The sequence below is a fragment of the Methylobacterium sp. Leaf102 genome, from assembly GCF_001422425.1.
GTDB lineage: Bacteria > Pseudomonadota > Alphaproteobacteria > Rhizobiales > Beijerinckiaceae > Methylobacterium.
The window spans coordinates 14,172-26,745 of the sequence record NZ_LMMX01000002.1; the positions used below are offsets into that span (position 1 = coordinate 14,172).

Sequence of the window (12,574 nt, forward strand, 5' to 3'; positions counted from 1 at the left end):
CCGATCGCCCGAAAAGGCACCCCGATGAAACTCCCCGCCAATCTCGGCCAGACCGTGGGCACCGCCATCGGGCGGATCGTGCCCGTGAAGATGCCGGCCTTCGCCCTGGCGCCGGCCGCCCCCATTCCGCATTCCGCCGACGAGGCGGAGATCCTGCGCGAACTCGAAGCCCGGGTGAGGAAGCCCATCGTCGCCGGCATGGCCGTGGTGGTGGTGTTCGTGCTCGGCACCTTCGTCTGGTCGGCTGTGGCGAGCCTCAACGGCGCCATCGTCACCCCCGGCTACCTCCGGGTCGAATCCAGTCGCAAGACCATCAAGCACCGCGACGGCGGCGTGGTCCGGGAGATCCTGGTGAAGGAAGGCGCCGTGGTGAAGCAGGGCGACGTGCTGATCCGCATGGACGACGCCATGCCGCGCGCCCAGGCCGAGGTGCTGGCGTCGGGCCTCGACGGCCTGCTGGTGCAGCGCGCCCGCCTCTACGCCGAGCGCGACGGGGCCGACAGCATCACCCTGCCGAAGGAGATCGTGGCCCGGGCGTCGGACCCCGACATCGCCATGATGATCCGCGACCAGGAGAACCTGTTCAAGACCCGCAAGGCCTCCCTGGAGAGCCAGTTCGACGTGCTGCGCAAGCGCATGGACCAGTCGCAGACGCGGCTCGCCGGCCTCGACGCCACCCTCAAGTCCATCGACAGCCAGACCGCCCTGATCCAGGACGAACTCGTGGGCGTGCAGTCGTTGTACGAGAAAGCCCTGGTGCCGAAGAATCGCGTGCGGTCCCTCGAGCGCACGGCCGCCGAACTCGTCGGCAACCGCGGCGCCCAGCTCGCCGAGGTCGCCCGCACCAAGGAGCTGATGTCCGAATCCGAGTTCCAGATCGCCAGCATGCGCCAGACCCGCTACGCCGAGGTGGCCGAAGCGCTCCGCGACGTCCAGGCCAAGATCAACGACACGCTGCCCCGCCTCCACGCCGCCCGCGAGACCCTCGACATGGTCGAGGTCCGCGCCCCCGACGACGGCTACGTGCTGAACCTGACCCAGTTCACCAAGAACGGCGTCGTCACCCCCGGCGAGCGCCTCATGGACCTCGTGCCCACCGACGCCCCCCTGGTGGTGGAAGCCAAGCTCAAGCCCGACGAGGCCTACGAGGTCACCCAAGGCATGAAGGCGCACATCCAGCTCGCCACCTACGAGGCGCGCCAGCTGCCGCCGATCCCCGCCACCGTCACCAAGGTCTCGGCCGACCGCCAGCAGGACCAGCGCACCGGCGAGCCCTACTTCACCGTGGAACTCTCCATCGAGCCCGAGGCCCTCAAAGACCTCGTCAAGCACATTCGCCTCTACCCCGGCATGTCGGCCACCGCCATGATCGGCACCGGCGAGCGCACGGTCCTCGACTACGTCACCAGCCCTGTCCGCGATTCGCTGAAGGGCGCTCTCAAGGAGCGCTAGGCGAACCGCGCCGGCGCAAGGCACCCTTCCAACTTTCGCGGTTCGTCGAAGGTTTATCGGTGCGAGACCGCCTCGGGTGATTTCCGTCCGCTACAACTTTAGGGGCACCTGATGTCATCGGAAACGCGCGCCGACGCCATGGCGGGACTGAACGCTCGTTCTCTGGCTGCGAGGCCATGGGTCCAGCCGGGCTACCGTTACCGTCCCGCCAGCCAGCATGATCAGGCGGGACACGACTTTCGCGGCACGCATCCCTATTTCGGGTGGACACACGTGCAGGTCGACGAGATCGACCTGACGATGTTTTCGAGCAACGACGACGGCGTTGCCATGGTCTACCACGCGTTCGGACCGGATGCCTATGAAGCGGCCAGCGTCGCTGCGTGGCTGGCCATCGCGAAACATTCGGCAGCCGTGGCCGATGTCGGATCATTCACGGGCTTGTTCGGCATCTCGGCGCAGGTCGCTGCCCCCAATGCATCGGTGATCGCCATCGAACCGAATCCGGCCGTGCGTGCGCGATTGTTCATGAATCTCGTGGCGAATGGTTGCTACCCGAAACTGAAAGTTGCCCCCTACGCCGTCTCGAACGCGCTCGGTACGCTGTCCCTGCATGTCGCCTGGGGGCCAGACATCCTTGATACGGGATCGTCATTGAACGCTCCGCAGAACCGGCCGGACTGGCTCCCCATAAGGACGGAGATCGTGACGGCGGCGCCGCTCGACGTGATCCTGGCGGAACACGGTTTTGCGAAGCTCGATCTGATCAAAATCGACGTCGAAGGCGTTGAGGCTATGGCTTTAGCCGGAGCTCGCAAGACATTGGCAGCTCAGCCCACCCTGTTTCTGGAGGTTCAAGGGCATGAGAACTTCGCCGCCTGCTATGCAATTCTGGCAGCGCACGGCTACCGTGTCTCTGCAATCGATGACGAGAACCTGCGGCTAATCCCGTACCAGGGATCGTCTGCGGCTGAATGGTTCTCGGAGAACGTTGGTGCACGGGTGATGAATTATCTCTGCGTTGCACGTTCGGAGCATGAGGAAATGGCCCGCCATGGTCTCGCTCGTATACAAGCAAAGATCAGATAGTCTGCACAACCGAATATCATTGTAAAGTCAGCAATAATCACAAAAATATCACCAGTCAAACCCGCATATACTAAGCCTGATTACTTTGGGCTCTAGTTTATAAGCTCCAGCATTTCCCGAGCAACATCAGAAGCGTCGGGTAGATATCGCAGGGTGAGGAAATTGGCCTGCTGCTCCAAAACCTGCAGGGCCGGGGGATAATGGTAGGTCGAGGTGTTTCCAGCCAATCCATCAATAAGCAAGTAGTTGGTATTGATCTGCTCCGTAACATTGAGGCATGTGATACGACGGTTGGGGCAGAAGATACTGGCATGCAAGAATGAACCTGCAGACCCCATGATACGCTCGCGTGACGACATCAAGCGAATTTGATCAACGAAACTCAAGGTCTCCGGATAGACGATTTCGACACCTGCCTGATCGAGAACCGTCTCGATTTCGTGCTCATTGGTGATCCGGCCTACCGCTGACATTAGCCTGGTCTTCGAATAGTAAATCGGTGTGGGGTTTTGATTAACAGAACTCGTGGCCCGTATACGGGCACCCATCTTGCGGCACATGTCGCCATAGACCTGATAGCCCGCGGATTGTTCCTCCAAGCTCGTACTTGGAATGACGACAGAGTGGACGCGTGTAGGTTCGTGAAAATTTACGAAGTCCCGCGGCGATAGACCGAGCAGACCGAAGGCGGCGGCAATGAAAGGCACGCCGAACCATTCAGCCGGCGTTCCAGGTCCATGACACAGGATCGGAGTCCGGGGCGAACGAATGCGCGCCATGGCCCAGAACCGCGGGAGGGTGTTGATCAAGAAATGCCCAAAATGCGGGTTGATACGTCCACCGTAGATGTATGCTCCATGGGGGGCCTCACACGCGATGTCTTCCGCGGCGAGGCTGGTCTCCAAACGTTGGTCCGGCGGGATATGCGTCCGTTCACGATAATCCGTCGCCGCGGCGATGGGGGTTCCGTCCTGTGCGAACAACCCCCAAGCCTGACCATGGGTGTACGGTAAGTAGAATCCGTCCTGCACGACGGAGACGTCCGGTTCGAGGCCGATAATTTCCGCGGTACCCCATAAGCTCGTGCAGGATCGGAGGAGGCTCATGGGAACTCAATAGTTGACGCGAAGCGATTCGTTGCCGATCATTTTCATAAATTTATTAATCATTGGCGCGCGCTCGAAAACAAGAATGCTGTCGTAGGCAGTCATTGCGATTGTTTGTCGCGTAAAGGCACTTGGGGCCACGGTGCCGTCCTTGACGTGATCCGCATTGAGATCGTCGATAAGCCCTTTGAAACGTTCGACCATGGACCGTGGATCGTTACGACCGCCGCCGTAATCCGGCCAGTATGCGGTATGCATATCCTCGATCATGTAGATACCATTGGCGGCGATACGCTCGTAGAGAAACTCGAACGTCGCCGTGACATGCGCCATGTGATGGCTGCCATCGTCGAGTACGGCATCGAAAACACCGAACTCATCGATCAACGATTGCAGGAAAGCGGGGTCGGACTGATCACCGATCCTTACGGCGACTTGCTCGTCACCGTACTGTCGGCAAACATCATTGATGTCGATGGTGACGATACGTGCAAGCGGCCCGAGCCAACGTTTCCACATCTGCGACGAGCCGCCATTCCCGGCGCCGATCTCAAGAAATGTTACAGGCTGGCCGACATAGCGACCGAAATGGCGCTCATAGGCGAAGAAGTAGTGCCCCGATTTGTGGATTGGTCGACCGGTATTGGAGAGAAAGATTTCGTACAAGGACATGTGGCGTTCGGGCTCCGGCTGTATCATGGACTCGTACGCTCGTTCGGGCACTGCGCGAGCGGGTCGTCCGTCAGTAGTTTGTTTGTCGTCGGATCCCCGCCTCTTCTGTTGATGGGGAACGCGGTTTATCGAATTTATACCCGTTTGCTCGTGGCAGATCGGAGCAATTTCAGGGCCGGGCCGATTTCGTCCTCGGGCCTGGAACCGCAATGCCCTGCGGCGGGATTGCTCAATCATCCGGAGCTGATGGTACGAAGCGTGCCTTCGACGCCATGCGCTTCCCTTCCCCCTATCGCTTGTGAACCCAATTCCTATGGTCTCGCTCGGTACCCGGTGTTAGGCCAACGTGCTACAGGAATCGACGATAGAGCGAACGAAGCCGATACCCTGATCCATGCGGTATGTGGGTGATTGGTCCGCCGTCACATGATAGGGATGGCAATGTAAGGACAGCAAACCGCCCTCAAGTCAGCTCTTAGACACGCCCGGAAAATATTGCATGTTCGTTAGGCGGCTATTTCGCAAAAGTTCTCGGGTCGGCAAAACCAATTCAAAAATTTTCGATCATAAGTTTTACCGCACATATTATTCGGATCTATCGAATGTTTCGACCCCCCGTGCGTTGCTAAAGCATTACACGGCGCATGGTCGTCGGGAGGGACGTTACCCGCATGCATCCGCTCTCATGGACGCCTTGAGTTCTGAGCTTGGGCAACTACCAACTGATTTCCATGCTGAACGCTATCGTCAGCTCAATGGTGATCTTTCTCATATACGAGAGGACTGGGCGCTCGCGGAACACTACCTGCGTTTTGGTCGCGGGGAGGGTCGGGCGTACGCCCTCCCAGACGACTTCGACGCGGCATTCTATCAGCGCTACTACCACGACCTATCCGAGATTCCGGATGGCGGCCTGATCGAGCATTTCTTACAGTTCGGTCACCTGGAGGGGCGAGCGCCGAACCCGCGCGTGCTCATCGGACGACTCGAAGAAGAATTCGGGCGGCTTCCGGACGATTTCATTCCGAGCCATTACCGCCGGCTCTACGGAGACCTCTTCGATAAGGTCGCACCCTGGGAACTGCAGGAGCATTTTCTGCGCCATGGTCGGTCTGAGGGCCGCCCCTATCGCCGTCGGCGGAACGAGGCCGGCGAGCGGGATCTTGCCAATATCCGCGGGGCCGCCGCCGCCGCCGGTGTTTTGCCCGAGCCCGTTCTTGACCATTTCATGCTCTACGAATTCTCCATCCTGAATGCGAGCTGGCTTCCCCATCGGCCGTCTTCACGCCTGAAGGGGATCCGATTGTTCCTGGAACAGGGGGTCGAACGATTGGCGCCCATGTCCATGAAGGCCAAGTTCGATCCACGATTCTACCGCTCGCAGTTTCCCGACAAGGCGTCCTTGGGTGATGTCGAACTCTATCGCGATTGGCTGAGTTTCGGGATCGTCGATGACGTTCCAGGCAGCGAAGGAAGCGCTCTGGCTCAACTGATCGGTGAGGACACGTTCCCCGACTGCTTCGATGACGTAGCCTATGATGCCAGCCAAGCTTTCAGCGAGAAGCCTTTTCCCGCGGGTCGGTTCGCTGCCCTCGCACATTTCGTCGCCGGCGGCTTTGTCGAGCATCATCGAGTCGTGCGCAGGGCCGGTGCAGCTCGCCTGTTTGGACAGATCGCCAACTATCATCTCATCCGCAACGATCACGATAGGACCCTGACGGCCGCCGGGCACGGACTTGCCGCCGCTCCCTCGGACCCATTGCTCCTACACCAACGCGCCGAAGCGCTGCGAGCACTCGGCCGCGATGGTGAAGCGACAGCCGACTATGCGGCAGCGGCCAATCTCCCTGGGGCGGGCTTGTGGACCCATATTCACGCCGCTTTGGGACTGGCTGCCAAGCCTCATGCATCCGAGGAGGCACTCGACCGGATCGAACGATCGGCCAGAACCTTCCGTGGTGCACCAGAATGGCGGATCGCTGCGCATCAGACCGTCGCGCTTGTCTTCGCCAGCATCAGCCGGGACGCAAAAGCCCTTTATGCGCTCGGCCGGCGACAGGAGGCCGACGATCGCCTTACCGCCTGTCTCGACCGGTTGACGGGGGTCATTGCAACCGTCGACCCCTTACCGGGGCGACTTCCGCCACTTCGCAACGGCCGGATCGTGGTCGTTGCCAATCGCGACCTCCCCCAGTGCGACCACTACCGCGTGGTGCAGAAATGTCGGCAGCTCGAGCATGGCGGATGGACCGTCGAACTTTTCAAGCAGGACGAGGCGGATCGATGCCGATCGAGCCTCGACTCGGCGTCTGCGGTGATCTTCTATCGAGTCGCAGCCTTTCCCGCGGTTTTGCATGCAATTCTTTACGCAAAGGCGCTCGGGCTACCGACGTTTTATGAAATCGACGATCTGCTGTTCGACCCGCGACATTACCCTGATCCGTTCGACAGTTTTGAGGGGCAGATATCCGAACAGGATTACATCGAACTGCAGTATGGCGTACCGCTGTTCCGTTACGCCCTAGGCTTGTGCGACGCCGGATTTGCATCGACACCTGCCCTAGCGGACGCCATGCGGCCGCATCTTCGTCAAGGATCCTGTCACGTTCTGCGCAATGGGCTCGACCAGCGCAACCAACCCTTCCTCGCACAACGGGCGGCCCCCTTCTCCGAGGGCTCCGTGACGCTCTTCTACGGATCGGGGACGAAAGCCCATAACCGGGATTTCACCGTCCTCCTTGCCCCCGCCCTGTTGGAAATTTTAGCCCGCCATCAGCATGTGCGGCTCGTGATCGCCGGCTACCTCCACCTCGACGCACGGTTTGACGCGATTGCGGGCCAAGTTCGACAACTCGGCTTTTGTGGGGACGTGGCGTCCTATTGGGACGTCCTTTCCGCCACCGATATCAATCTTGCGGTGCTCATGCGCAGCCCCATGGCGGACGCCAAGAGCGAGATCAAATGGTTGGAAGCCGCCATGTGCGGGGTTCCGTCGATCGTTTCCGGGACGCGCACCTACCGGGAATTACTCAGCGATGGGGTCGACGCGGTGCTCGCCGATACGCCCGAAGATTGGCTTCAGGCCCTCGACCGGTTGATCATCGATCATACTCTGCGGCGGGCAATCGGGGAGCGGGCTCGTCTGAAAGCGTTGCGCGAGTACGGATTGGATCAGGCCGTCGCGGTTCTTACCCATGCACTGCCGCCGCCGCGGCCTGAGCCCCCCAATCTTATGGGAACCGCTCAGCCTCGCCCGAGAACCTACCGGCCGGTCGCTGGGCGAAAGCCGCGTGTTCTCATTCTGAATGTCTATTTTCCCCCGCAACTCGTGGGTGGGGCGACGCGCGTCGTTCGGGACAACCTGGATCACTTTCTCGATCATGCCGCTGACCGTTTCGAATTCGCGGTCGCGGCGGCTGACGATGGCGCTCACCCGGCCTACAGCACGCGCATCGACCATTACCGTGGCGCACCGGTGTACCGGATCGCGCCACTTCAGAGTGAGCATGGTGGTTGGCAACCGTTCGACACGCGCATGCGCGAGCCCTTCGACGAACTTTTGGATCGCTTCGATCCCGATCTCGTCCACGTTCACTGCGTGCAGCACCTCACCGGTACCGTGGTGGAAGCCGTTCGGGCGCGTGGCATTCCCTATGTTGTCACGCTCCACGACGCGTGGTGGATCTCGGATTTTCAGTTTCTCGTCGATGCGGATGGACGCGTTCATGCGCCATCGGCAGATCCGTTGATGGACGCCACGAACGGCTCCCTCGACCCGATCGCTTCTTTGAGTCGGCGCAGGAAGCTCGGAGACCTGCTCGATGCTGCACACGCTCTCATCGCCGTCTCGGAGAGTTTCGCCGGTCTTTATCGTGCGGCCGGACATCCCCGAACGGTCGCTGTGTCGAACGGGGTCCCGGTGATGGCTTTTGTACCGCGGCGTCCGGGTCCGGCGGGACGCGTGCGCCTCGGACAGATTGGTGGTCGGACAACGCACAAGGGCGCAACCTTGATCGAATCCGTCCTGCGGACCGGAGCCTTTCCAAACCTTGATCTCACGCTTGTCGATCACGCGCGAGCGCCTGGGGAAACGTCCACGGAGATCTGGGGGAGCACACCGGTTCGTCTCATCGGGCGACAGCCGCAGGACTCCATCGCCGAGCTCTACGCCGAGCTCGACGTCTTACTCGCGCCTTCCTTGTGGCCGGAAAGCTATGGCCTTGTGACCCGAGAAGCGCGTGCTGCCGGACTTTGGGTCGTTGCGAGCGATAGGGGTGCCATTGGAGCGGATCTGACCGACAAGGTCGACGGGTTCCGTATCGATGTCGAATCGCCTGACTCCCTGCGTGACGTCCTAGTCTGCATCAACAACGATCCTGTGCGCTTCAGCCAAAGCCCGTCGGCCGTTCGCAGTTCGGAACGGACCACGGCGGATCAAGGAAACGACTTGCTGAAGCTATACGAACGCATCGTCGTTTCGGAGGTAGGCGCTCAAATTAATACAACGCCTAAAAACTAAACATGATTCAAAAATAGGGCACCTAACGATAGAATTAAATGGTATTCAGTACTGTATATGAACTATAGTGATCGATTTTATGGAAGTTAAACGAATTATTCTCCACTGTCCCACATACACAAAACCTCAGGTTTTATATGCTCATCTACATGTGCCTGATAAACTTAGGGCGCTAAACATGGCGCTTGTCCAATCCCCCTCATAGGCAACATTTTGGGCGTGCTAAAAGAACGCATCAGTGGCGTTGCCACCACCGCCGCGGGGGGGCGTCCTTGGATTTGGCTTGCTGAATCGCCGATTCCAATCGACCAATCTGATCGTTTTTGGCCTGTAACGCCGCTCGCAATTCGGCGACCTCAGCGCCCTCAATGAGCAGGGCTGCGATCCGGGCCTCTGCTTCGGCCCACTTCGCGTTTGCGCTGCGAGCCAAGTCTTGTGCCGCATCGCGCTCCGCCTGGAGGCCAGGGATCAACATATTTCGGCCCTGGGCGTCCTCGAACCCTTTATTCGTTGCGTGCAAAGCCGGTACGAACGCGGCGCAGGCTGTTGCAAAGGCTGCATGGGTCTGATCCAGAACCACGGAGACCGGCTGCTGCCCAGCTCGTTCGTGCGCTGGTGTCAGCTCCCGCACGTAGGATGTCACGGCGTCCTGAAGCCATGGGTGGAGATGGTCGATGCTCCCGGACCCGGCCCGGCTCCGCCTGAGATCAGGATCGATGAACCTATCAAGCGCGGCGAGGTCTGCTTCCGACAAACGGGGGAGGGGCAATTGCAGGGTGTCGACCACCCGTCGCATCACCGACCGGCCGTCCGCCAGAAGATCCTCGTAACGGAGGAAAACCCGGCGCATCCCACGGCTCTCACGCTCCGCCTCGAGGACGTAGCGCAGCCATGTCATCAGGGTGTTGGGCAAGGGAAAACCATCCCGGGCGTGCAGCGAACGCGCCACCTCGTCGGGGTGGCGGAACGGTAGGACAGCCACGGCGTCGAGGTCGAGGATCGCCGCAACGCGCCGCCATAGGGGCATCAGCTTGCAGGTGCGCGGATCCTTGACGACGAAAACCGGGGCGTCCCCGAATTCCGCTCGCACAATGTCGACAAGTTCATCGATGAATTCCTGCGCGGCCGGGGAATCGTACCAAGCGTCGGGAAACCTGTCCCAATCCCACCAATGCATGCCAGCCGATGCCAGCACCCGGTCGTGCAGGGCGACGATTTCCTTCGGTTCGAAATGCCCCTTTGGATTGTCGTCTGAGAGACCAAGCCCTTTGGCCGGCATAGTCGCTCCGAGCACGCCGAGCGCTCCCGCCACGGTGGACGTCCCGCTGCGATGCATCCCGATCACGAGGACGAGGGTCCGCCGCGGGCGCTCAGATCCGGATCCCGTCACGCTCATTCCACACTCACCTCACCATCCCGGGTTGGGATCCTGTTCACCGATACCAGTGCTCTTGAACGATCCCAAGCGCCTGCCCGAACTGAGCCAAGGCTCAGACGGTGGCAGGCCAAACGCCACTGCACCGCTCCGGGTTTCCCGGAGGCCATTTGGTTTGGGTCAGGCGGCCAAGGCTTGTGCCTCGGCCTTGGTCAAGTAGCGCGCTTCTGCCTCGGCGGGAGGCACGTTGCCGATCGGTTCGAGCAGCCTGCGGTGATTGAACCAATTCACCCATTCGAGGGTGGCATACTCGACGGCCTCGAATGATCGCCATGGTCCGCGCCGATGGATCACCTCGGCCTTGAACGGGCCGATTACCGTCTCGGCGAGCGCATTATCGTAGGAATCTCCGGCGCTACCGACGGCGGATTCGATGCCGGCCTCGGCAAAGCGCTCTGTGTAGCGGATGCTCACGTATTGCGAGCCGTGATCCGAATGACCGACAAGGCCGCTACCGGTGGAGGGGCGGCGCTCGTGCAGGGCCGGCTCCAAGGCATCGAGCACGAAGTCGGCCCGGGCGGAGCGCGATACACGCCAGCCTACGATTCGGCGCGCGAAGACGTCGATCACGAAGGCAACGTAGACGAAACCGCCCCGGGTTACCAGGTAGGTAAAATCCGCGACCCACGATCTGTTCGGGCACGCGGCCTTGAACTGCCGGTTTGGCCTGCCCCGTGAAAAGTGGTCCTCCCCGAGGTATGATGGTGTGGAACGGCTCTGCTTGCGGCAGCGCTGATCTGGGTTTTGATTCCGGATCAGTTCTCGAACGCAGAGGAACCGAACATGTCTAAGANCAAGCTCTTGAAGCGCGCCATGTACGGTCGCGCCAATCTCGACCTCTTACGACGACGGTTCCTCCTCGCAGCCTGATCCACTAAACTTGGCGAAGAGCCGAAAAGTGGTCCTCCCCGAGGTATGATGGTGTGGAACGGCTCTGCTTGCGGCAGCGCTGATCTGGGTTTTGATTCCGGATCAGTTCTCGAACGCAGAGGAACCGAACATGTCTAAGATCCACGTCGTCGGCCTCGATCTGGCCAAGCAGATCTTTCAAGTGCACGCGATCTCCTTGGAGGGCGCCGGAGTGGTGAGGCGGCAGTTGCGTCGCTCGCAGGTGCTGACGTTCTTTTCCAAGCTGCCATCCAGCCTCGTCGGGATGGAGGCGTGCGGTGGTGCTCACTTCTGGGCGCGTGAGATCGCAAGACTTGGCCATCAGGTGCGCCTCATGCCCCCGAGCTACGTCAAGCCTTACGTGAAGCGCGGCAAGACCGATGCCGGCGATGCCGAAGCCATCTGCGAAGCGGTGAGCCGCCCAACCATGCGCTTCGTGCCGGTCAAGACGGCCGAGCAGCAGGCCGCCGCCATGGCGCTGAAGACACGTGACCTGCTCGTACGCCAGCGGAACCAGGCGGTGAACGCGTTGCGGGCTCACCTGTCGGAGTTGGGTATCGTGAGCGGCACGGGGCTCAGCCGGGTTGCCGGTTTGATGGAGATTGTCAGAGACCCTGACGATGCGCGGCTCCCGGTCATCGCGCGGCAGGCGCTTAGGGATCTGGCCGATCACATCGAAGCGTTGAATGAGTGCCTTCACCGCTTGGACCGCGAGATTGTAGCCCAGTCACGGGAGGATGCGGATCTCCGGAGGCTGACGGCGATCCCTGGTATCGGACCGATCTCGGCAGCGTCGCTGAAGGCCCTCGTCCCTGATCCAAGTGGCTTCGTCTCGGGACGGCACTTCGCAGCTTGGCTTGGCCTGACACCGCGCGCTCATTCCAGCGGAGGCAAGGAGCGTCTGGGCCGGATCTCGAAGATGGGCAATCCGACCTTGCGAACCTTGCTGATTCTGGGCGCGACCACAGTCCTGCGCCACGCGCGCAATGGTGGCAAAGCTTCGCCGTGGTTGCAGGCGCTCCTGTCGCGTCGTCCTCCGAAGGTCGCCGCCGTTGCGCTGGCCAACAAGACGGCGCGCATCGTCTGGGCTCTCCTCACGAAGGGTAGCCATTATCGGAACCCCGGTCTCGCTGCATCGAGCGCAATGGGCGCCTGACGGCAACGACCGGACAGAGCTGACCGGCGGACCGCTGCCGGGCAGGGATAAGGTGTGCAACAGCAGCGATGAGACCCGACGGGACGTTACCTCGAAGTGAGACAGGCCTCCAAAGCCGATGCGCTTCCGAGCGCGCAGGTATGATCTGCCACTCACCTCGCGGACTCCATCGAGGCCAGCGGTCTATGACCGCGCCCAAAGGCCGGACATATGACTGCACCGTTCGCGGTGGGGGATCTGTTGCTGAGCGCTCTTGT

Annotated in this window: 8 protein-coding genes; 4 read left to right on the top strand and 4 right to left on the bottom strand. The window is 60.8% G+C overall.

The features are described 5' to 3' along the window. Window positions 1-24 precede the first annotated feature (24 nt). Window positions 25-1,452, top strand: coding sequence for an HlyD family type I secretion periplasmic adaptor subunit (locus tag ASF27_RS03920; RefSeq protein ID WP_056357924.1), 1,428 nt, complete (start codon window positions 25-27; stop codon window positions 1,450-1,452). Window positions 1,453-1,590: 138 nt separating this feature from the next. Continuing rightward, on the top strand, window positions 1,591-2,541 hold the full coding sequence (locus ASF27_RS03925; protein ID WP_162238637.1) for an FkbM family methyltransferase: 951 nt from the start codon (window positions 1,591-1,593) through the stop codon (window positions 2,539-2,541). A gap of 92 nt (window positions 2,542-2,633) precedes the next feature. Here ASF27_RS03925 and ASF27_RS21420 read toward each other — a convergent pair whose 3' ends face one another. Both ASF27_RS21420 and ASF27_RS03930 read right to left on the bottom strand, forming a co-directional pair. Then, window positions 2,634-3,647, bottom strand: coding sequence for a glycosyltransferase family 61 protein (locus ASF27_RS21420; RefSeq protein WP_082478805.1), 1,014 nt, complete (start codon window positions 3,645-3,647; stop codon window positions 2,634-2,636). A 6-nt stretch (window positions 3,648-3,653) separates the two neighbouring features. Further along, on the bottom strand, window positions 3,654-4,346 hold the full coding sequence (locus ASF27_RS03930; RefSeq protein ID WP_244480916.1) for a cephalosporin hydroxylase family protein: 693 nt from the start codon (window positions 4,344-4,346) through the stop codon (window positions 3,654-3,656). A 658-nt stretch (window positions 4,347-5,004) separates the two neighbouring features. On the opposite strand from ASF27_RS03930, the gene ASF27_RS03935 reads away from it, so the two are divergent. Continuing rightward, on the top strand, window positions 5,005-8,838 hold the full coding sequence (locus ASF27_RS03935) for a glycosyltransferase (RefSeq protein WP_082478806.1): 3,834 nt from the start codon (window positions 5,005-5,007) through the stop codon (window positions 8,836-8,838). 235 nt (window positions 8,839-9,073) lie between these two features. Here the strand turns inward: ASF27_RS03935 and ASF27_RS03940 are convergent, their stop codons facing one another. Together ASF27_RS03940 and ASF27_RS03945 are read right to left on the bottom strand one after the other, a co-directional pair. After that, a complete protein-coding gene (locus ASF27_RS03940) occupies window positions 9,074-10,234 on the bottom strand; it encodes a sulfotransferase (protein ID WP_056357930.1) in 1,161 nt (386 codons plus the stop codon). 159 nt (window positions 10,235-10,393) lie between these two features. After that, complete coding sequence (locus ASF27_RS03945; protein WP_347379630.1) at window positions 10,394-11,032, bottom strand: IS3 family transposase; 639 nt, start codon at window positions 11,030-11,032, stop codon at window positions 10,394-10,396. 241 nt (window positions 11,033-11,273) lie between these two features. On the opposite strand from ASF27_RS03945, the gene ASF27_RS03950 reads away from it, so the two are divergent. Beyond that, window positions 11,274-12,317 (top strand): IS110 family transposase, encoded by a 1,044-nt coding sequence (locus ASF27_RS03950; protein WP_056357934.1) that lies wholly within the window; start codon window positions 11,274-11,276, stop codon window positions 12,315-12,317. Window positions 12,318-12,574: the final 257 nt, after the last annotated feature.

What these genes read in the sequence shown, in the direction of transcription:
- ASF27_RS03920 (WP_056357924.1), top strand. Translation starts at nt 25, where the DNA reads ATGAAACTCCCCGCCAATCTCGGCCAGACCGTGGGCACCGCCATCGGG.
- ASF27_RS03940 (WP_056357930.1), bottom strand. Translation starts at nt 10,234, where the DNA reads ATGAGCGTGACGGGATCCGGATCTGAGCGCCCGCGGCGGACCCTCGTC.
- ASF27_RS03935 (WP_082478806.1), top strand. Translation starts at nt 5,005, where the DNA reads ATGGACGCCTTGAGTTCTGAGCTTGGGCAACTACCAACTGATTTCCAT.
- ASF27_RS21420 (WP_082478805.1), bottom strand. Translation starts at nt 3,647, where the DNA reads ATGAGCCTCCTCCGATCCTGCACGAGCTTATGGGGTACCGCGGAAATT.
- ASF27_RS03930 (WP_244480916.1), bottom strand. Translation starts at nt 4,346, where the DNA reads ATGATACAGCCGGAGCCCGAACGCCACATGTCCTTGTACGAAATCTTT.
- ASF27_RS03925 (WP_162238637.1), top strand. Translation starts at nt 1,591, where the DNA reads ATGGCGGGACTGAACGCTCGTTCTCTGGCTGCGAGGCCATGGGTCCAG.
- ASF27_RS03950 (WP_056357934.1), top strand. Translation starts at nt 11,274, where the DNA reads ATGTCTAAGATCCACGTCGTCGGCCTCGATCTGGCCAAGCAGATCTTT.